Annotated in this window: 16 protein-coding genes; 7 read left to right on the top strand and 9 right to left on the bottom strand. The window is 65.8% G+C overall.

Annotated features, from left to right (window positions below; translation table 11 throughout):
- Positions 1 to 64: 64 nt before the first annotated feature.
- The 4 genes from mqo to fumC are packed head-to-tail and all read right to left on the bottom strand — an operon-like array spanning position 65 to position 4683.
- Positions 65 to 1561, bottom strand: coding sequence for a malate dehydrogenase (quinone) (gene mqo / locus ACQY8M_RS20645; protein WP_428658969.1), 1497 nt, complete (start codon positions 1559 to 1561; stop codon positions 65 to 67).
- Complete coding sequence (locus tag ACQY8M_RS20640; protein WP_428658966.1) at positions 1558 to 1959, bottom strand: cupin domain-containing protein; 402 nt, start codon at positions 1957 to 1959, stop codon at positions 1558 to 1560. Before ACQY8M_RS20640 ends, mqo begins: the two co-directional genes overlap by 4 nt.
- On the bottom strand, positions 1956 to 3236 hold the full coding sequence (locus ACQY8M_RS20635) for a threonine/serine ThrE exporter family protein (RefSeq protein ID WP_428675417.1): 1281 nt from the start codon (positions 3234 to 3236) through the stop codon (positions 1956 to 1958). Before ACQY8M_RS20635 ends, ACQY8M_RS20640 begins: the two co-directional genes overlap by 4 nt.
- Positions 3229 to 4683: a class II fumarate hydratase gene (gene fumC, locus ACQY8M_RS20630; protein ID WP_428658963.1), complete on the bottom strand. Its 1455-nt coding sequence runs from the start codon at positions 4681 to 4683 to the stop codon at positions 3229 to 3231. The genes ACQY8M_RS20635 and fumC overlap by 8 nt, the downstream gene beginning before the upstream one ends.
- Positions 4684 to 4949: 266 nt before the next feature.
- On the opposite strand from fumC, the gene ACQY8M_RS20625 reads away from it, so the two are divergent.
- Both ACQY8M_RS20625 and alsS read left to right on the top strand, forming a co-directional pair.
- Positions 4950 to 5420 carry a carboxymuconolactone decarboxylase family protein gene (locus tag ACQY8M_RS20625; protein WP_428658960.1) on the top strand — a complete coding sequence of 157 codons (471 nt, stop codon included), beginning with the start codon at positions 4950 to 4952 and terminating at the stop codon, positions 5418 to 5420.
- Positions 5417 to 7075 carry an acetolactate synthase AlsS gene (gene alsS / locus ACQY8M_RS20620; RefSeq protein WP_428658957.1) on the top strand — a complete coding sequence of 553 codons (1659 nt, stop codon included), beginning with the start codon at positions 5417 to 5419 and terminating at the stop codon, positions 7073 to 7075. The genes ACQY8M_RS20625 and alsS overlap by 4 nt, the downstream gene beginning before the upstream one ends.
- A gap of 232 nt (positions 7076 to 7307) precedes the next feature.
- On the opposite strand, the gene ACQY8M_RS20615 is transcribed toward alsS, so the two are convergent.
- The 5 genes from ACQY8M_RS20615 to ACQY8M_RS20595 all read right to left on the bottom strand — a co-directional run bounded on the left by ACQY8M_RS20615 (position 7308) and on the right by ACQY8M_RS20595 (position 13441).
- The gene (locus ACQY8M_RS20615; RefSeq protein WP_428658953.1) at positions 7308 to 8909 is read right to left on the bottom strand and encodes an ABC transporter substrate-binding protein; all 1602 of its coding nucleotides are present in this window, start codon (positions 8907 to 8909) and stop codon (positions 7308 to 7310) included.
- A gap of 277 nt (positions 8910 to 9186) precedes the next feature.
- Positions 9187 to 10488, bottom strand: a complete 1302-nt coding sequence (locus ACQY8M_RS20610) for a lyase family protein (RefSeq protein WP_428658950.1) — start codon at positions 10486 to 10488, stop codon at positions 9187 to 9189.
- Between the two features lie 122 nt (positions 10489 to 10610).
- Complete coding sequence (locus ACQY8M_RS20605; protein ID WP_428658947.1) at positions 10611 to 11447, bottom strand: universal stress protein; 837 nt, start codon at positions 11445 to 11447, stop codon at positions 10611 to 10613.
- A gap of 438 nt (positions 11448 to 11885) precedes the next feature.
- Positions 11886 to 12281 carry a GlcG/HbpS family heme-binding protein gene (locus ACQY8M_RS20600; RefSeq protein WP_428658944.1) on the bottom strand — a complete coding sequence of 132 codons (396 nt, stop codon included), beginning with the start codon at positions 12279 to 12281 and terminating at the stop codon, positions 11886 to 11888.
- Positions 12282 to 12316: 35 nt separating this feature from the next.
- Positions 12317 to 13441: an LVIVD repeat-containing protein gene (locus ACQY8M_RS20595; RefSeq protein WP_428658942.1), complete on the bottom strand. Its 1125-nt coding sequence runs from the start codon at positions 13439 to 13441 to the stop codon at positions 12317 to 12319.
- A 184-nt stretch (positions 13442 to 13625) separates the two neighbouring features.
- Here ACQY8M_RS20595 and ACQY8M_RS20590 point away from each other — a divergent pair, with 184 nt between their 5' ends.
- The 5 genes from ACQY8M_RS20590 (at position 13626) to ACQY8M_RS20570 (ending at position 18978) form a co-directional block, all read left to right on the top strand.
- The gene (locus ACQY8M_RS20590; protein WP_428658939.1) at positions 13626 to 15293 is read left to right on the top strand and encodes a flavin-containing monooxygenase; all 1668 of its coding nucleotides are present in this window, start codon (positions 13626 to 13628) and stop codon (positions 15291 to 15293) included.
- Entirely contained in the window at positions 15290 to 16099 is an 810-nt protein-coding gene (locus tag ACQY8M_RS20585) for an SDR family NAD(P)-dependent oxidoreductase (protein WP_428658937.1), read from the top strand. Before ACQY8M_RS20590 ends, ACQY8M_RS20585 begins: the two co-directional genes overlap by 4 nt.
- 310 nt (positions 16100 to 16409) lie before the next feature.
- Positions 16410 to 16802, top strand: coding sequence for a type IV toxin-antitoxin system AbiEi family antitoxin domain-containing protein (locus ACQY8M_RS20580; protein ID WP_428658935.1), 393 nt, complete (start codon positions 16410 to 16412; stop codon positions 16800 to 16802).
- Positions 16803 to 17338: 536 nt separating this feature from the next.
- Positions 17339 to 17746, top strand: coding sequence for a CopG family transcriptional regulator (locus ACQY8M_RS20575; protein WP_428658932.1), 408 nt, complete (start codon positions 17339 to 17341; stop codon positions 17744 to 17746).
- A gap of 68 nt (positions 17747 to 17814) precedes the next feature.
- A complete protein-coding gene (locus ACQY8M_RS20570) occupies positions 17815 to 18978 on the top strand; it encodes an extracellular catalytic domain type 1 short-chain-length polyhydroxyalkanoate depolymerase (protein ID WP_428658929.1) in 1164 nt (387 codons plus the stop codon).
- The last annotated feature ends 49 nt before the right edge of the window (positions 18979 to 19027 follow it).

The following is a 19027-nucleotide window of genomic DNA, read 5'->3' as shown; positions in this document are numbered from 1 at the left end:
CAAAGCGCCGATGAGCTCGGCGCTCCAGAGCCGCTCATGACCATGCCGGGATGTGAGCCGGCCCTCAGACGAACTCGAGACCGAGAGTCTTGGCCGTGCTTGCACGGGTGTCGCGGCACGCGACAGCGTCTTTCTTCAAGTCGATGCCGTAGGTTGGGATAATCTCCCTGAGACGACCAAGCCATCCGTCGGGCGTGAGCCTGTCGTCGAAGCATTTCTCGAGAACCTCGACCGCGATGAATGCCGCCGTCGACGCCCCCGGCGATGCGCCGAGCAGCGCCACGAAGGACTTGTCGGCGCTCGCGACCAGCTCGGTGCCGAACTCCAGCACGCCGGTACGGTGCTGATCGGGCTTGATGATCTGCACGCGCTGTCCGGCGACCGCATCGCGCCAGTCATGACGTTGCGCGCGCGGGAAGAACCCCTGCAATGCGGTGAACTGATGGGCCGACGTCTGCAACACCTGCCCGATCAGATACTCGCTGAGCTGCCAGTTGTCGCGAGCCACCGCCAGCATGGGAAGAATGTTGCCCGGTTCCACGGACTTCGGCAGGTCGAAAAAGGATCCATGCTTGAGGAACTTGCTCGAGAATCCGGCATAAGGCCCAAAGAGCAGCGATCGCTTGCCGTCGATCATGCGCGTATCGAGATGGGGAACCGACATTGGCGGCGAACCTTGCGCTGCCTTGCCATAGACCTTTGCATGGTGCCGCGCGCTGATGGCGTCCACGTCACACCGCAGCCAGACTCCGCTGACCGGAAACCCGCCGAAGCCATGCCCCTCGGGTATGCCGGACTTCTGCAGGAGGTCGAGCGCGCCGCCGCCGGCGCCGGCGAAGACGAACTTCGCGGAAACCGTCTTGATCTCCCGCGTGACGACATCTTCGACCGACACCCGCCACCGCCCGTCTTCCGACTGCACGAGATCCGTGACGCGATGCCGGTAATGGACCGAGAATCCGGACTGCGCTGAAAGCTGCGCGACAAGGAGATGGGTCAACGCGCCGTAGTCGACATCGGCGCCGGAGACGATTCGCGTCGCCGCGACCGCCTGCCCGGCATCGCGCCCCTCGATCGTGAGCGGCGCCCAATCGGCGATCTTCCCGTGATCCTCGCTGTACTCCATGCCGTGGTAGCAATGATGCGCCGACATCGCGCGATAGCGTTCGCGCAGGAACGCGACATTTGCGTCGTCCCAGACGAAGCTCATGTGCGGGCACGAATGAATGAAGGCGTGAGGATCGGGAATCGCGCCTTTCGAGACGAGATATGACCAGAGCTGGCGCGAGAGATCGAACTCGGTGTTCACTTCCAGCGCTTTGGAAATGTCCACGCTGCCGTCGGCGCGCTGCGGCGTATAGTTGAGCTCGCAATTGGCCGCGTGGCCCGTGCCGGCATTGTTCCAGGCCTGGGAGCTTTCCTGCGCACAATCGGCGAGCGTCTCGAACATCGCGATGTTCAGGGACGGCTCCAGTTCCTTGAGAACCGTGCCGAGCGTCGCGCTCATGATCCCGGCGCCGATCAGGACGACGTCGGGCGTCTCGGACAGGGTGGTGCTCATACGACCTGCCTCCCGCGGGCGGGGCTGAAGCCGAGCGCGGCGCCCTCCTTGTAGACGACATACGCCCGCCGCCATGGTTCATCGCCGATCAGCCGCCAGGTGTGACCGGAACCGCTGTTGTCCTGTGCGAGCAGGATGTCGCCGGGGCGGATGGTGAAGGTCGCGCCCGACTTCGTCTCGAACTCGAGCGTGCCCGAGAGGGTGATGACGAACCTCGGAACAGGATCCTGATGCCACTCGTAGGAGCCGCCAGACCGCGTTTCCTGAAAGGAGAGCTCGATGGCGGGCACGGCCTTGCCAACAGCATCCCCGCGCATGCCACCACCGAGATCTATCCAGCCTTCTTCGAAGAGCGAGTTGCCATCCTCGCCGGTCCACATGCGCACGCAGCGTATCATCGGGGGTCTCCTGTCGATTCGAGTGAGCGGTACGGTTTGGGAACAGGCAGAGCGAGCGCGAGGCACAGCCCGATCGCAATGGCTGCCGTCACGACGATGGTGGTGACCGCGAGACCGATCGTTTCGCCCACGAGCGCGGCCGGCGCGTCGCGGCCGGCGCGCATGATGTCGAGGCCACCGATGCCGGCGCGAAAGGCATAGGCTCCGGGAATCATCGCGACGATGCCGGGAAAGGCGAACGTGACGGCAGCCACCCGGAACCGATGGGCCAAACCGCGCGCGAGCATCGTTGCCGCAAATGCGCCGATCAGAGAAGCGACGCTCAATTCGAGGCCGAGATGCTCCACCGCGGTGCGCAAGCCGTGCCCGGCCATTGCACAAACCATGCAGGCCCAGAGGGCGCGCGCGGGCACGTTGAACAACATTCCATAGCCTATTCCCGCGAGGGCGGAGAACAGAAGATCCTCGCCGGTCGGCAGAAGCGGAAAGCCCTGTGCCACCGCCAGCGCATCGCCGGCGAAGCCCGCTGCCAGGAACAGGCCGAGAGCGATCGCAAGGACGGTCGCCGTGCCGAGCGTAAGGCGCGCAAGGCCGGTGCCGACATGATTGCCGAGCGTATCGCGCACTCCATTGATCAGGGGAACACCCGGCACCAGGATCATGCCCGCGACGACGAGGCAGAGCGCCGGCGACGTGCCGGGAAACACCCGCATGGCCAACGCCCCGAACAATCCGCCACCGAAAGCCGCCAACGCCGCTCCGCCGACCGGGTTGGTGTGGTGTGCGCCCAACGTCTGGCGCAGAAGCTGCGTCACCACGCCGACGAGGAACGAGATCCCGACGACGGACCAGCTGCCGCCGAAGAGCCTGGCGAGAGCCGCGGCCGTGATACCGATACCGATGGCGACCAGCCAGGGACCATAGCGATGCGCACCGTTTTCGATCTTGTCCAGCTGCCGGTCGATCAGCGCAATGTCAGGCACCGACGCAAGTCCAACCCGGCAGACCCGATCGAGCGCGCCGAGCGCACTCATGTTGACCGTCATGCCGGAGATCGCTGGCCCGAGCCGGGTCCGGAAGCCCTCCGCGCTGACCAGGGTGAGGACGAGCCCCTCGGCAGCTATGAGCAGGTGCGCCTGATATCCGCACCTGCCGGCGAGCGCGACGACAGATTCATGGACATGCTCCGTATCGGCCCCGTTGGTCAGCATCAGCCGACCCAGACGCAACGCGACATGCGCCGCGTCGGCAACTGACGGCACGGCGGCTTCAGGCACCTGCAAGCCCTGATCCGACCATGTCGATCGGGCGCACCGTCTTGTCGAACAGCGCTTCGTCGACCTTGCCCGAGGCGAGCGCCGCCTGCTTCAGCGTGAGGCCCTTGGCAATCGCCTCCTCGGCAATGTGTGCGGCGTTCTGATAGCCGATCACCGGCGAGAGCGCCGTCACCAGCATCACGCTGCCATCGACATACTCCTGGATCTTGGCGGGATTGATCTCGGTCCCCTCGACCGAGTATTCGCGGAATTTCGTGCAGCCATCGGCGAGTATCCGCGCCGAGTGAAGAAAATTGTTGATGATGACGGGCCGCATGGCATTGAGCTGGAAATTGCCCTGGCTGCCCGCGAAGGCGACGGCGCTGTCATTGCCCATGACCTGGATGCAGATCATCACCATCGCCTCGCACTGGGTCGGATTGACCTTGCCGGGCATGATCGAGGAGCCTGGCTCGTTGGCCGGCAGGGTGAGCTCGGCAAACCCGCAGCGCGGACCGGACGCGAGCCATCGCATGTCATTGGCGATCTTCATCAGGGCCACTGCCAGATTGCGCAGCGCACCGTGCGCCCGAACCATCGCGTCGAGCGAGCCCTGCGCGGCGAACTTGTTGGGCGCGGTGACGAACGGCCGGCCCGTCAGCTCGGCGATCCTGGCGGCAACGTCCCGTGAGAAACCCTTGGGCGCGTTCAGGCCGGTGCCGACGGCCGTGCCGCCGACCGCCAGCTGATAGAGCCCGGCCCGGCTCGCCTCGATCTCCGCAAGGGCATCGCGGATCTGGCCCGCCCAGCCGTGCCATTCCTGGCCGACGGTCAGGGGCACCGCATCCTCCAGATGCGTGCGACCGATCTTGACCACGTCCATCCAGCCGTCGGCCTTGCGCTCGATGGTCTCGACGAGAGCGCTGACTGCCGGCACGAGTCGATCGTCGATCTCAGCGACGGCGGCGATGTGCATTGCCGTCGGGAAGGTATCGTTCGACGACTGGCCCATGTTGACGTCGTCGTTGGGACCGACCGGCTTCTGCGATCCGAGCGTCCCGCCCAGCAACTGGATCGCGCGGTTCGAGATCACCTCGTTGACATTCATGTTGCTCTGGGTGCCGGACCCGGTCTGCCAGACAAACAGGGGAAAGTGATCGTCCAGCGAGCCGTCGATCGTCTCGTCGGCTGCACGCACGATGGCGTCTTTCTTCCATGCCGGAAGCCGTCCGGCGGCGTGATTCACCAGGGCACAGGCCTTCTTGACGAAACCATAAGCGTGGTAGACGGCCTTTGGCATTCGATCGTCGCCGATCGAGAAGTGCTGCAGGGACCGTTGCGTCTGCGATCCCCAGTAGCGATCCGCGGGAACCTCGACCTCGCCCATGCTGTCGAATTCCCGTCGCGTGCCGGTCTCTCGAAGGCCGATAGGCACATCCCGCAGCGCTGGAGCTTGATCCGTGCTCATGCTCTACACCCTCCCCCTCGTCGACCTTATGGGCAAGCTGAACACATCGAGGACTCTTAAACCAGAACCTTTAGCGAAGTCGCCGTCGGGACTTCCGTGCCGCTCCGAGAGCTTGTGAAAAAATCGACGTCGCGACTCAATGACGATCTCGCCACACGACGGCGTCGGCGCACCGGTCTCTTCTCCGCAGATTGATGCCGTGCAAGCCCGAACGCTGCCGCGCTATAGTCCGGACCAGACCAAGGAAGTGAGCAGCGACAGTGGCCATGCCCAAGACGAAGTCGAGGAAGATCTCCGCTGGCACGCACGACGAAAAGTCGGCCGAGTACCAGCGCGGCATGGCGGAGATCCGCAAGCAGCTCGGGCCGATGGCCGATAGCTACATTCGCAATATCAAGGCGCTGGCGCCGGAATTCGCGTGGGTGAATGTCACCTTTCCATTCGCCGAGCTCTACACGCGCGACGTCATCGACCTCAAGACCCGCGAGCTCTGCACCGTGGCGGCCCTGACCGTGCAGGGTTTCTCACTGCCCGAGCTCAAGCTTCACATCAAGGCCGCGCTGCGCTGCGGCGCCTCGCGTGCGGAGGTGGCTGAGATCATTACCCAGATGATCGCCTATTGCGGTTTTCCCGCCGCCACCAACGCCCTGATGACCATGAAGGCGGCGTTCGACGAGCTCGACTCCACCGCCAAGTCAGGAAAGAAGAAGGCGATGAGCCGAAAGAGGCGCACATGAGCGGCGAACGCAACGGTGCGCACCTGCTGGTCCGCAATCTCGAGGCGCAGGGCGTCGAATATGTCTTCGGCATTCCCGGCGCCAAGATCGACCCGGTCTTCGACGCACTGCTCGATTCGAAGATCAAGACCGTGGTCTGCCGGCACGAGCAGAACGCTGCGTTCATTGCCGGCGGACTCGGTCGTCTCACCGGCAAGGCGGGCGTCGTCCTGGCGACGTCGGGGCCCGGTTGCTCGAACCTCGCGACCGGACTGGCCACCGCCAACACCGAGGGCGATCCCATCGTCGCCTTCGGCGGCGCAGTGCCGACACGCGATCGGCTGAAGCAGACCCACCAGAGCATGGATACGGTCGCCTTGCTCCGGCCCGTCACCAAGTATTCTGCAGAGATCGATTCGGTTGACGCGATCTCGGAGGCGGTGGCTGCCTCCTTCCGTGCCGCCGAAGCGGGGCGTCCCGGCGCTGCCTTCCTCAGCCTGCCCAAGGACGTGATGAGTGCCGCGGCTTCGGGCGATGTCCTTACCCCCGCGCGCTGCCCGGCCCAGGGTGCGGCCGATCCGGATGCGATCGCCGCGAGCGCGCGTCTGATCGACGCCGCAGAGCGACCGGTCGTGCTGCTGGGCATGCTGGCCAGCCAGCCGGCGGCCGCAGCCGCGCTACGCGCGGTCCTCGGCCGGACCAAGCTCGCCATCGCCAGCACCTATCAGGCGGCGGGCGTGGTGCCGCGCGAGCATCTCGACTGCTTCTCGGGGCGGGTTGGCCTGTTCCACAATCAGCCCGCCGACCGCCTGCTCGATGCGGCGGACCTCGTGCTGACGGTCGGCTTCGATCCCGTCGAGTATGACCCCGCCTTGTGGAACCATGGCAAGGTTCGCAAGCTCATTCATCTCGATTGCGTGCCGGCCGCCCCCGATCGCGACTACCGGCCCGACATCGAGCTGATGGGCGACATCGCAGCGAGCCTCGCCGCGTTGGGCGCGCTTCTGAGGAGCCGTCCGCGCGTGGCGCAGACGGCATTTCTTGAAGAGATCGGAAGGGATCGCGCCCAGCTCGCGGCGGAGGCGGCCAAGCGGCTCGGCATGCCGGTGCACCCTCTGCGTCTGGTGCATGCGCTGCAAGGCTTTCTCGATGAGGACACGACGCTCTGCTCGGACATGGGCTCCTTCCACATCTGGATGGCGCGCCACCTGATCGTGCACCGGCCGCGTCAGATTCTGATCAGCAACGGCCAGCAGACGCTGGGCGTTGCGTTGCCGTGGGCGATCGCCGCCTGCCTTGCCGATCCTGCGCGCAAGGTGCTCTCGGTATCGGGCGACGGTGGTTTCCTGTTCTCCGCGGTCGAGCTCGAAACGGCGGTGCGGTTGAAATGCAACTTCGTGCATCTGGTGTGGATCGACGGCAGCTACGACATGGTGCGCTTTCAGGAGGTGGCGGCGCACGGCCGTGAATCGGGCGTGCGGTTCGGGCCGGTCGACGTCGTGAAATTCGCCGAGTCGATGGGCGCCAAGGGCCTTCAGATCGGCTCGGCGGACGAGATCGAATCGGTTCTGAAGAAGGCCATGGCGATGGATGGGCCGGTGATCGTGGGCGTGCCGGTCGATTACCGCGACAATGCCGCCCTGATGGCGGCGTTGCATGCCGACGTGATTCACTAGTCCCTCGTCACGGAGGTCTTGACGAGTTGAGCCGATCGAGAACTGGCAGATCCCGAGGTGGAATAGACCCATCGGCCGGGGGCTCTCTACGAGACCTTCCCGGCGCCCGAGGCGCCGCGCAATGCCTCCGCAGCCCGAATTCAATGGATGTTCACCACCCGGGCCGTCCGGACCAAGCTCCTCGAGGCCCATCGAGACCGTGCCTGGGATTCATGATCCCTGTTCAGGGGTATCAGCGGTCGAGCCAGACGGTGTCGAAGCGCCAGTTGTTGTAGATGCTGTTCTGCTGCAGCACGATACCCTTGACCGCCGGCTGCCAGCAGGTGTTGGCCGCGCCGTGGCTGATGATCGGCCGCGCTCCGTCCTTGATCAGCATGCGCTCGATTTCGCCCACGATCTTCAGCCGTTTGGCGCGGTCGCGCTCTGCCGACTGCGCCTCGATCAATTTTTCGACCTTGGGATTGTTGTAGCCGGTGTAGTTCCTTTCGGACTTGCTGTGATAGTTCTCGAAAAAGTTCACGTCGGGGTCGTCGACGCCAAGGCCGGTCAGGTTCAGGCCGATCGCGTAGTCCTTGCGCGTCACTTTGCTGTGCCAGACCGTGGTGTCTATCGCCTCGAGTTCGCCATCGATGTGGATCGTCTTGAGCTGGTCGATCAGGATGACGGCGGGATCGCGGTAGACTGCGATGTTGCGGGTCGACACCTTGACCATCAGCGGCTTGGCGGCGCTGTAACCCAGCTCCTCCATGATCTTGCGCGCTTCGGCCCGGTTTTTCTCGATGTCCGGCCCGTAGCCCGGCAGCTTGGCGAGTTCATCCGCCGGCAGGCCCCAGACGCCGCTCGGTGGCGGCAGCATGGGGCCGCCGACCACGTCGTTGCCCTGTGACAGGATATCGCTGAACGGTTTGCGGTCGAGCGCCAGCGCCAGGGCCTCGCGCAGTTTGGGATTGTCGAACGGCGGCGCGTCGCGGTTGACGATCAGGTTGGAGCTGACGTTGGTGGTGCGGGCTTCGCAGACGGCATGCGGCGCCTGGCCCTTCACGTCCTTCAGGAGCGGGAAAGTGATGTCGGCGTCGAACGTCAGGTCCAGGTCGCCGGCCACGAAGGCCAGCACGCGCGTGCTGCGATTGGGCACGATCCTGTATTCGATTGCGTCGAGATACGGCAGTCCGTTGTTCCAATAGTCAGGATTGCGCACCAGCTTGATCGACTCGTTCCGCTTGAACTCCACGACCTTGAACGGCCCGGTGCCGATCGGCTTGGACCGCATGTCTCGCCCGTTCGCATGGCAGGCATAGACCGGCGAGTAGCCGGCCGCCAGAATCGACAGGAACGACGGCTGCGGCCGGCCAAGCTCGAAGGTGACCTGGGTGTCGGAATCGACCGTCACGTCCTTCAGATTGATGTACCAGATCTTGCGCGGGTTCTTGCGGATCAGGTCGGACTTCTCGTCAGCCTTTCCGGTCAGTGCGTCCCAGGTGCACTTCACGTCCCTGGCGGTGAACGGCTTGCCATCGTGCCACTTGACCCCGGACCGCAACTTGAAGGTGAGCCTGGTCTCGTCGGCATTCCACGACCAGCTTTCGGCCAGATCGGGAACGATCTTTTCCGCCGAATTGCGCTTCTCTTGCGGATCGAACATCACGAGATTGTTGAACACCGCCATGAACGGCATGATGGTGGAGTTCGTCGCCTCCTCGTGGATCGAGGCGCTGGGCGGGTTGTCACGATGTGTGACACGAAGGATTCCGCCCGACTTCTGGGCGAATACCGGTGATGCTGCCGTGACGAAAGCAGCCAGAGTGCCGGCCACGATTGCCGAGCGTGCGCGCATGTAGTGCCTCCCAGAGTCACGCGCTTGACGCGCATGTTATTTATTCACGGTTTTGAGAGATCTTGACGGCCGAGCTTCGTGTCAACGCAGTGAAATCACTCGGTCGCACGCATAAGATCGACGCGTCGTTGGTGAAACCTAGCACACACAATAGAGTTGCCAAGCGGAATACCGCATGCCGATCCGGCGAACGACGCCATGGACTGGCTGAAACCACATCTCGGTCGGGAGCGAGAGCAGCCGAAACACGCTATCGCCCCTTCCGCACTGTTGGCCGTTAGCGCCGCCGGAGCTCGGCCAGCAGCCGGTCGACGAACTTCGGCGAGTAGCCCAGCATCGCCTTCTTGTCGGAGAGTTCCGCCTGGAGCTGGCCCAGCGCCGCGACGAACGAGCCGCCTTTCGCGAGCGCCTTCTCGACCAATGCGCCGGCCTTTTCCTTGCCCATCGTCTCGGCCAGCAGGAAGGTCGCGCGCTCGGCCAGCACCGCGCCGTTGGTGGCGTCGAGGTTGGCCTGCATGCGGTCGGCAAAGACGGTGAGGTCCGGCGCCACTTCGGCGATGCCCTCGACCGCCGAGCCGAGCGCCTCGAGCAGGCCGGCGAGGCTCGGCCATTCGGCCTGCCAGCCGCCCAGCGCGCGCTCGTTCTCCTGCGGCATGGCGGCGACGATCGTGGCGGCGAGCTGGGCGGTGCGCGCGGCCGCGGTGAGCGCGAGGCCCGCGCCGACCGGATTGCGCTTGTGCGGCATGGTCGAGGAGCTGCCCCTGCCCGGTCCCGACGGCTCGGCCACCTCCTGCAGCTCGTACTGCATCATCAGCGCGATGTCCTTGGCCGCCTTGCCGAGCGCGCCGGTGACCAGCGCCGCGTCCTGCGCGAAGCCGGCGATGCGCACGCGCTGCGCGAACCACGGCGCGGGCGGCAGCGCGAGGCCGAGGCCCTTGGCCAGCGACGTCATCACCGGCTCGGCCTTGCGGCCCAGCGCCGATAGCGAGCCGGACGCGCCGCCGAACTGCAGGATCTGCGTCTCCGCGAAGCTCGCCTCGAGCCGGCGGGTCGCGCGGTCGATGTCGGACGCCCAGCCGGCGACCTTCTGGCCGAAGGCGAGCGGCGTCGCGGGCTGCATCAGGGTGCGGCCCATCACCGGCGTGGCGCGGTGCTTGCGCGCGAGCTTCGCGAAGGCCGCGACGATGCCGTGCAGCGATTCGATCAACGGCGGCACCGCCTCGGAGAGCTGCAGCACCATCGCGGTGTCGAGCACGTCCTGGCTGGTGGCGCCCCAATGGACCCACGCGGCCGCCTCCTCGTCGCGCCGGCGGACCTCGGCGGTCAGCGCCTTCACCACCGCGACGGTGAGGGTCATGCTGCGCCGCGCGACCGGCACCAGCGCGGCGGGATCGTAGAGCGACGCGTCGCAGGCGGCGGCGATCGTGACCGCATGCTTCTTGGGGATCAGGCGCGCGCGCGCCGCGGCATGGGCCAGCTCCGCCTCGAACCGCAGCATATGGCGCAGCGTCGCCTCGTCGGAAAATGCCTCGGCGACTGTCGTCGAGGCATTGAGGGCATTCACCAGACGGCCGGACATTGGCGCTCACAGGTCGTTGCGAAGAGGCCGGACTGTGCGCGCTTCGGCGCGTGGACTCCAGCGTCGGCGGTCCGCGAATCGAGTCAGACCGCCAGAAGATCGAACCGGGTCGGTCGCACCCTTCAATGATAGATGAACAGGGGCACTGTCAGTCCTCGCAACAGGCGTCGCGTGCTCGAGCCGAACAGCATCTCGTGCAGGCCCCGATGTCCAAACGCCCCCATCACCAGCATGCGCGCCTGAACTGCTGCAGCTCGCGCACAAAGGACGTCGGCAGGATGGTCGGTCGACGTAATTGCCTCCATGTCCGTGGTGATGCCGTGCAGCAGCAGAAAGTCGCGTGCGCGGGTTGCCGCCTGGAAAGCTTCGTCGCCGGGAGACACCGACACCACCCGGGCCGAGGACGTGCCGAATATGCCGAGCAGCACCGCGAGCTGCAGAGCCTTCGCGGCGGCCAAGCTGCCGTCGTAAGCGACGATGACCGGCCCCTCTTCGAACGCTTCGGGGCCCGTTACCAGCACCGGCCGGCAACCGCGTGCCACGATATGCTCCACGAGCGGGCTCACCTCGTCGAGCGGCTCGAGATGGAATTCCGCATCTTGCCCGGTGACCACCAGGTCACAGGTCTCCATCGCACAGAGCACGTCGCTGCGGATGTCTTCGCCAAGCATATGGCAGTTCGCTTCGACGCCTGCTGCAGCGCATGACTGCTCGAACGACGCGGGAAGCGCCGCCGCCCGCGCCCGCCGCTCCAAGGCGAGCTTCGCACGGCGTTGACGCCGATCATGTGCATAGTTCTGCGCGCCGAGCGGCGCGAGTTCGCCCCCCTCCAGATCGCTCACGTCGACGCCGGAGATTCCCTTGATTGCGGCCCCCGTCTGCCGCGCCAGCCCAAGGGCAATCCGCTTCGCCGTCGCCCCCGAGGGCGTTTCGTCCAACGTCAGCAGGATCGAGCGCATGTAGCCTAACTCCCATCTGGTGCCATCTTACGGCGGTCTGCCAACGATCTCGGATGCAGCAGATTGCGGGCGTCCTCAACCGCCACGCCGGTCGAGACCCGCATGAAGATGACCTTGCGGACATTGGCGTAAGCGACCCGCCCTTCCTGAATACCCCAGACGACGGACGCGAACTCCGGCTCTTGCCGCAGGAACCGCTGTGCCGGCTGGAAATGTCGGCCGTCGCAACGGTCTTGCCTGCTGCATCAATTGGGACGAGCCAGAGGGAAGCTCCTTGCGATAGATCAAGCGCAGGCCGCTTGGAGAGAAAGGATGCCACGACAGCGACGCGGGCAAGACGAAGTTGCCCCGCCAAAACCACGGTTCCGGCTGTGTCGGTTGCCGCGGCCTGTCGAAATACCTTCACCTACGACTTCCCCGAGGACCAGCCGGAGGTCTTTACAGCTTTTCGGCCCCGGCGCGGGCGCAGTCCTCGTCTTCCTGTGCCGTCCCGCCGCCGACGCCACAGGCACCGACGAGCATACCGTCGCGGAAGATCGGCACGGCGCCCTGGCCGTAGAACATGTGGTTGCCCTCGGCCGCGGCGATCCCGCGCAAGGTCGGATGGTCGGCGCGTGGCGTCAGATCGCCGCTCGGTCGTCCGAAGGCGGCCGAGGCGATGGCCTTGCCCTGGCTGCCGAACGAGCCGGCCCACATCGCGCCATCCATGCGCTGGAAGGCGATGAGCCGCCCGCCGGCGTCGCACACGGCGATATTCATCTTCGCGCCGATCTGGTTCGCCTTCTCGATGGCGCCGGCGATCACGCGATTGGCTTCCGCGAGGGTGAGGGTCATGACTTCATTCCTTTCCGGTTGCTGGGAGCGCGGCCCTACACACGCTCGAGGATCGACAGGCCGCGGTTGCGGTCGATCAGGTAGATCAGGCCGCGATGGTCGACATAGACGTCGTTGCTGCAGACGCGCTGGGCGCCCGGCGGCACGTCCGGCATCCACCAGGCGGCCTGCTTCATCGCCAGCGGATTGGCGATGTCGATCACCCTGAGCCCGTTGGCGAACCAGGCGGCGGGAACCTCGTTGCCGACGATGGTTTCGACCGGCTGGTGGCACGCCGTCATCAACGGCGTCTCGATCCCGACCAGCTCCGGCAGCTGGAAGCAGCCGACCGGCACCGGCCGCGTCTCGTCGGTGATGTTCACCATCCAGAGCGCGGCCGGCAGCTCGGGCGAGAGCTTCGGATCCAGCGGTTGCACATGCTCGTCGGCGACCAGCATCCAGCGATGGCCGGCGATCGGCACATCGATCGGGACCAGGCTGTGCGTCGGCCAGCCGAACGGCGGGCTCCAGTCGAGATGGGAGACCAGCTTGGGCCTGCTCATGTCACTGATGTCGAGGATGACGCCGCCGCCGTACCAGTAGCTGACGTACAGGCGATCGCCGCGCCGGATCGGATGGTGGCAGCGGTGGTTCTTCGCCTTCCAGCCCGGTGTCTCGCCGCCGCCCGTCCATTGCCCTTCCATCCACCAGCGGCCGACCTCTTCCGGCTTCGTCGGGTCCGCGAGGTCGAGGATCATGACGATGGTGCCGACATAGCCCTCCTGCTCGGTGGAGATGTAGGCGTAGCGGCCGTCGAAGGTGAAGCGGTGCACGCCGGACCCGGCGCACTGCCAGTGGCAGATGTCGCGCGGAGCGCCCGGCCGGCTGACGTCGAAGATGCGCAGCCCGACGAAATCGCCCGCCGGCGCGGTCCCCCGCGTGCGCTCGCGGTTGGTCAGCATGAGTCCGTTCGCCACCCGCACCTTGTGCGAATGCAGCCCCGGCGGAATGTCGATCGAGGCGACGACCTTCGGATTCGCCGGGTCCGATACGTCGAGGACCGACGTGCCGTGCGGCGGGTCCATGTGCCCGACGTAGGCGTGGTTGCCGTCCAGCACGACCTGCCCGCCGCCGGCGATATCGAGCCAGGCCACCTCACGAATGCCGGAACCCTGCGCCATGGCGTTTCCCCCTTCGCCGGTTTGCGGTTGGTGGCGATCTTGCGGCGCGCACGCCCGCATTGCAAATGCGCCGCCACTGCAGCCAGCGAAACGATGCCGCTTCCCGGGCTGGCACGTGTGGATGAAGCGGTCTATGCCCGATCACAGTGTCGCCGACGGCAACCCCGAGCAACGAGAGTAACCCATGACATCGATGCGTAGTGCGATGGCGAAGACGAGCGTTCCCGCAGGCGAGATCGACCGCGACGACGAGGTCCTGGGCGCCGTGGTGGTCGGCGCCGGGTTCGGCGGGCTCTATGCCCTGCACCGGCTGCGCGAGATCGGCCTGTCGGTGGCCGGCATCGAAGCGGCGCCCGATGTCGGCGGGACCTGGTACTGGAACCGCTATCCGGGCGTGCGCTGCGACGTCCCGAGCCTGTTCTACTCCTACAGCTGGTCGCCCGAGCTGCGCGCCGAATGGCGCTGGTCGGAACGCTATGCCTCCCAGGCCGAGATCCTGCGCTACATCGGCCATGTCGCCGACCGCTTCGAGTTGCGCCCGCTCATCCGCTTTGAGACGCGCGTCACGAGCGCCACCTACGACGACGACGACGGACTCTGGACGGTGCGCACCAACCGCGGCGACTGCCTGCGCGCCCGCTTCTGCATCCTGGCGACCGGCTGCCTGTCGGTGCCGAACACGCCGGACATTCCCGGCCTCGGCGACTTCGCAGGCGCCATCCTTCACACCGCCCAATGGCCGCACGAGCCTGTCGACTTCACCGGCAAGAGGGTCGGCGTGGTGGGGACCGGCTCTTCCGGCATCCAGGCCATTCCGGAGATCGCGAAGACCGCCCGGCACGTCACCGTATTCCAGCGCACGCCGAACTACTCCATGCCGTCGCGCAACGGCCCGCTGACCGAGCAGGATCACGTGCGGTTCGAGGCCGGGTTCGCCGCTTATCTGGAAAGCCTGCAGCATTCCGAGTTCGGCCGCGTACCGCCTTCGGCGGCGACGGCGCCGATCCCCCCGCGCGACGTCCAGTGGCAGCGCTACGAGGATCTCTGGCAGGAAGGCGGCGGCGCCATCCTCTATGCCTACCCCAACATCCTGACGCATCACGGGATCAACGACGTCGCCTGCGACTTCGTGCGCGGCAAGATCCGCGAGACCGTGCAGGATCCGCAGACCGCGGAGGATCTCTGCCCGACCAACCATCCGATCGGCGTGAAGCGCATCTGCGTCGACAGCGGCTACTTCGAGACCTTCAACCGGCCCAACGTCACCCTCGTCAACCTGCGCCGCGAACCGATCGAGCGCTTCACGCCGACCGGCGTGCAGACCTCCGATCGCGCGGTCGAGCTCGACATGCTGGTATTCGCCACCGGCTTCGACGCCATCACCGGCGCATTGCTGGCGATGGATATTCGCGGCCGCGACGGCAGGACGCTGAAGGACGCCTGGGCGGCCGGGCCGCGCACCTACCTCGGCCTCGGCGTGGCCGCTTTCCCCAACCTCTTCACCATCACCGGCCCCGGCAGCCCGTCGGTCATCGGCAACGTGATCACCAACTGCGAGCAGCATGTCGACTGGCTGGTCGGCTGCATCCAGCACATGCGCCGCGGCGGCCTGCGGACGGTCGAGCCCGAGGACACGGCGCAGGACGGCTGGATGGACCACGTGGCCGAGGTGGCGTCGCACACGCTCTATCCGGAAGCCAACTCCTGGTATCTCGGCGTGAACATCCCCGGCAAGCCGAAGGTCTTCATGCCGTATGTCGGTGCCGGCTACCGGCATACCTGCAGCCGGATCGCGGCGGACGGCTACACGGGCTTCCGGTTCGAGCGTGAGACCGAGGGCACAGTGAGATGACCGATCGTGTTGCAGGGAAGATCGCCGTCGTCGTCGGCGCCGGGCAGACCGAAGGCGAGACCGTCGGCAACGGCCGGGCCACCGCCCTGCTGCTGGCGCGCGAAGGCGCGACCGTTCTCTGCGTCGACCGGATCGGCGAGCGGGCGCAAGAGACGGCCGACATGATCGCCGGCGAGCGGAGCGACGCCATCGCCTCCTCGATCCTCGCCGACGTCACGGTCGCGGCGGACTGCGCCCGCATCGTCGCCGAGGCGAAACAGCGCTACGGCCGGCTCGACATCCTGGTCAACAACGTCGGCATCGGCGGCGGCGGCGATGCGCCAGCGCACCGGCTGGAGGAGGATGTCTTCGACCGCATCATGGCGGTGAACCTGAAGGGCATGTGGCTGACGATCAAGGCCGCCATCCCGGCGATGCGCGAGCAGAAGGCCGGAGCGATCGTCAACGTCTCCTCGCTCGCCGCGCTGACCGGTGCGACGCAGATGGCGTACGAGGTGTCCAAGGCCGCCGTCAATCGCCTGACGACGAGCGTCGCCCAGTCGAACGCGCGCTACGGCATCCGCGCCAATGCCATCATGATGGGTTTCATGGATACGCCGATGGCCGTCTCGGGCATCGCCCGCGCGACCGGCCGCCCGACCGCCGATGTCCGCGCCGAGCGCGACGCCCAGGTCCCGCTGCGCGGCAAGATGGGCACCGGCTGGGACACTGCCCATGCCGCCCTGTTCCTGGCCTCCGACGAGGCCCGCTTCATCACCGGCGAGATCCTGCGCGTCGACGGCGGCATGGGCACCGGCCTGCGCTGACGCGGGCGGGGCCCAGTATGTCGGGAGGAATTGTGGTCTGTTCCATTTGGCCAACAATTCCCCTCTTTATGCCGACGTTTGATAACATCCGACTATGAATTCCATGACCCACCGCGAACGCGCCCTCGGTCTTGCCCGGGCGCGGGGGATCGCCCGTGCGCGTGACTTCTAGGCTGCCGGCATTCCGCTGGTCTATCTGAAGCGCCTGACCGAAGCCGGCGATCTCGTCCGTCTTGGCCGTGGCCTGTATCAGGACCCGGAGCATGTCGGCGAGCACATCGCGCACGATCTCGCCGAAGCCGCCAGGCTGGTGCCGAACGGTGTCGTCAGCCTGGTCAGTGCGTTGCGCCATCACGGACTGACGACCCAGCTCCCGCGCGCCGTCTGGATGACCATTCCCCACAAGGCCCGAATGCCGACCCTGCAAGGCCTCCGCCTCGGGGTCGTCCGCGCCACCGGCGAGGTCATGACGGCGGGCGTCGAGCACACCCGCATCGAAGGAGTGGACGTGCCGATCTACGGCGTCGCCAAGACGATCGCCGACTGCTTCAAGCATCGTCGCCATGTCGGCGAGGATGTGGCCATCGAAGCGCTGCGCGACGCCCTGCGCGAGAGGAAGACCACGCCGAGCGAGATCCTGAAGTACGCCGCCATCGACCGGGTTGCCCGGCGCGTGGAGCCTTACGTCCGGGCAATGCAATGACGGCCAGGATCCTGAAGAATCCGGCAGCGCCGATCGGGGCCAGGCTGCTCGACCATGCGAGGAAGCACGGCGAAGACTACCCAGCGCATCCTGACGCGATATGCGGAAGTGTCCTAATTTGATTTCGCGAGGTATTCGGAGACGACGTGCTCGCAGCCCTTCGCGTCGTGCTCGTCAGCCTCAACCCAAAATCCACGTTCATCAAATGACCAATCTGGCTTACGCCCAAGCGCGAAGGTCCGCCGTAATGACGTGGCAACGGTGCTGGAAACACGGGAGTTCAGCAAGGTCGTGCGCGTTGCCACCCTTCGAGACGCTCCGCTGCGCTGCGCTCCTCAGGGTGAGGTAAGGGGGTGGCGAGATCGTCATTGAGTCGCGACGTCGAATTTTTCACAAGCTCTCAGTTGGACCACCGTCACATACAAAAGCCCATCGCCGAGCTAGCGCCAATCTGGCGTCATCCGAATCATAGCAGGCCTTGAACTCCTCTCGATCGCCACCAAATACCATCCATGTGGATGGTGAGAGGATGGCAGATGGATGAAAAGGCCGATCGACGCGGGGATAGCGAGAAGATCACCATAAATCTTGGGTACGTCGATCTCGGCCATATCGATCTGCTGGTTCGGGAGGGATTCTATTCCAATCGCTCCGACTTCATCCGAACGGCTATCCGCACCCAGCTCGATCGACAATCCGATGCGGTGAAGCAGTCTGTTGCGCGACGCCACCTCGAGCTGGGTCTGCGCCACTTCACGAGGGCGGATCTGGAGGGGGTCAGGGCCGCCGGAGAGACACTCCATATCCAGGTTCTCGGCCTGGCGGTGATCGCCTCCGACGTTTCCCCCGAATTGGCGCGAGCGACCATCGCGTCCATCCAGGTTCTCGGCGCTCTTCAGGCCAGTCCCACCGTCAAGGCGGCCTTGAGCGATCGGATCATCTGACCAGCCCATCGCGGTCAGCGCATTCCGTGCTGGCCCACCCCTGGTACCCCGAACTTTCAGGAGATCCCATGATACGTCCTTCCGTCGACATGATGGAGGCCTTGCGCCTGACCCGGCAAGGCAAGCTGGAAGAAGCGATGGCCGTCCTGCAGGGCGTGCCGCCCGTCGCCGACGCCGCACCCCGTCGCGCGATGGCAAAAGCAACTGTCATTGACATGGCGCCGCCATCCGCCGCTAGCGGCAACGCCTGGACGGCGGCGCCGACGGGCGCGAGGCCCGGCCCGCCACCCCGCCGCGAGACGGGGCCCGCGTCGGCGTCGGTACGCGGCGCATTTTTCGATCGCTTGCGCCGCTCGGAAACTGCAACGGCATCACCGGCGCTGACCTCAGGGGCGACGTTCGAGAGCCACGTCTTCGTCAACGAGGCGGGCAGCCGAAACTACAAGCTTTACGTTCCGAGCCGTTACAAGGGCGAGGCCCTGCCGCTCGTCGTGATGTTGCACGGTTGCACCCAATCGCCCGACGATTTCGCAGCCGGCACGCGGATGAACGATCAAGCTGAGGAGGAGATGTTCCTCGTTGCCTATCCCGAGCAGCCCAAGTCGGCCAACCCGTCCAAATGCTGGAACTGGTTCGACGGTCGCGACCAGCAACGCGGCCATGGCGAGCCATCCCTGATTGCCGGACTCACGCGCCGTATCATGCACGACTATCCGGTCGCGACGGGGCGCGTATACGTGGCCGGTCTCTCCGCCGGTGGTGCTGCGGCGGCCATCATGGGAGCGACCTACCCCGATCTCTATGCTGCGATCGGTGTGCATTCCGGGTTGGCGTGCGGTGCCGCTCGCGACCTTCCCTCTGCCTTCGCAGCAATGCGCGGCGGCGGCGAACTGGCAAGCTCATCGACGCCAGCCACGCGAACGAAAGTTCCAACCATTGTCTTTCACGGCGACAGGGACACAACGGTCAATCCTGTAAACGGTGACCAGGTCATTGCCCAAGCCAAGCCTGCCACAAGCCTCAAGACCAACGTCGTTCGCGGAAACGGCTACGTCCGTACGATCCAAGTCGACGACACGGGACGCTCGGTGCTTGAGCACTGGTTCCTGCAAGGGATCGGGCACGCATGGTCGGGAGGCAACCCAAGCGGGTCGTACACCGATCCGCGCGGGCCTGACGCCAGCCGTGAAATGGTCCGCTTTTTCCTACAGCACTCGATCAACGCGCAATGACGCAAACCGCCCACCGCCCGACCGGCGCAACTCCGGTTTCGGCCGCCGT

It is taken from the genome of Reyranella sp. (assembly GCF_965279465.1).
GTDB lineage: Bacteria > Pseudomonadota > Alphaproteobacteria > Reyranellales > Reyranellaceae > Reyranella.
This window is presented reverse-complemented; position numbering and strand designations above follow the sequence as displayed.

Coding starts and splice junctions, on each gene's coding strand:
- fumC (WP_428658963.1), bottom strand. CDS start 4,683: ATGAGCACGGATCAAGCTCCAGCGCTGCGGGATGTGCCTATCGGCCTT.
- ACQY8M_RS20610 (WP_428658950.1), bottom strand. CDS start 10,488: ATGTCCGGCCGTCTGGTGAATGCCCTCAATGCCTCGACGACAGTCGCC.
- ACQY8M_RS20625 (WP_428658960.1), top strand. CDS start 4,950: ATGCCCAAGACGAAGTCGAGGAAGATCTCCGCTGGCACGCACGACGAA.
- ACQY8M_RS20615 (WP_428658953.1), bottom strand. CDS start 8,909: ATGCGCGCACGCTCGGCAATCGTGGCCGGCACTCTGGCTGCTTTCGTC.
- alsS (WP_428658957.1), top strand. CDS start 5,417: ATGAGCGGCGAACGCAACGGTGCGCACCTGCTGGTCCGCAATCTCGAG.
- ACQY8M_RS20600 (WP_428658944.1), bottom strand. CDS start 12,281: ATGACCCTCACCCTCGCGGAAGCCAATCGCGTGATCGCCGGCGCCATC.
- mqo (WP_428658969.1), bottom strand. CDS start 1,561: ATGAGCACCACCCTGTCCGAGACGCCCGACGTCGTCCTGATCGGCGCC.
- ACQY8M_RS20570 (WP_428658929.1), top strand. CDS start 17,815: ATGATACGTCCTTCCGTCGACATGATGGAGGCCTTGCGCCTGACCCGG.
- ACQY8M_RS20595 (WP_428658942.1), bottom strand. CDS start 13,441: ATGGCGCAGGGTTCCGGCATTCGTGAGGTGGCCTGGCTCGATATCGCC.
- ACQY8M_RS20640 (WP_428658966.1), bottom strand. CDS start 1,959: ATGATACGCTGCGTGCGCATGTGGACCGGCGAGGATGGCAACTCGCTC.
- ACQY8M_RS20605 (WP_428658947.1), bottom strand. CDS start 11,447: ATGCGCTCGATCCTGCTGACGTTGGACGAAACGCCCTCGGGGGCGACG.
- ACQY8M_RS20590 (WP_428658939.1), top strand. CDS start 13,626: ATGACATCGATGCGTAGTGCGATGGCGAAGACGAGCGTTCCCGCAGGC.
- ACQY8M_RS20575 (WP_428658932.1), top strand. CDS start 17,339: ATGGATGAAAAGGCCGATCGACGCGGGGATAGCGAGAAGATCACCATA.
- ACQY8M_RS20585 (WP_428658937.1), top strand. CDS start 15,290: ATGACCGATCGTGTTGCAGGGAAGATCGCCGTCGTCGTCGGCGCCGGG.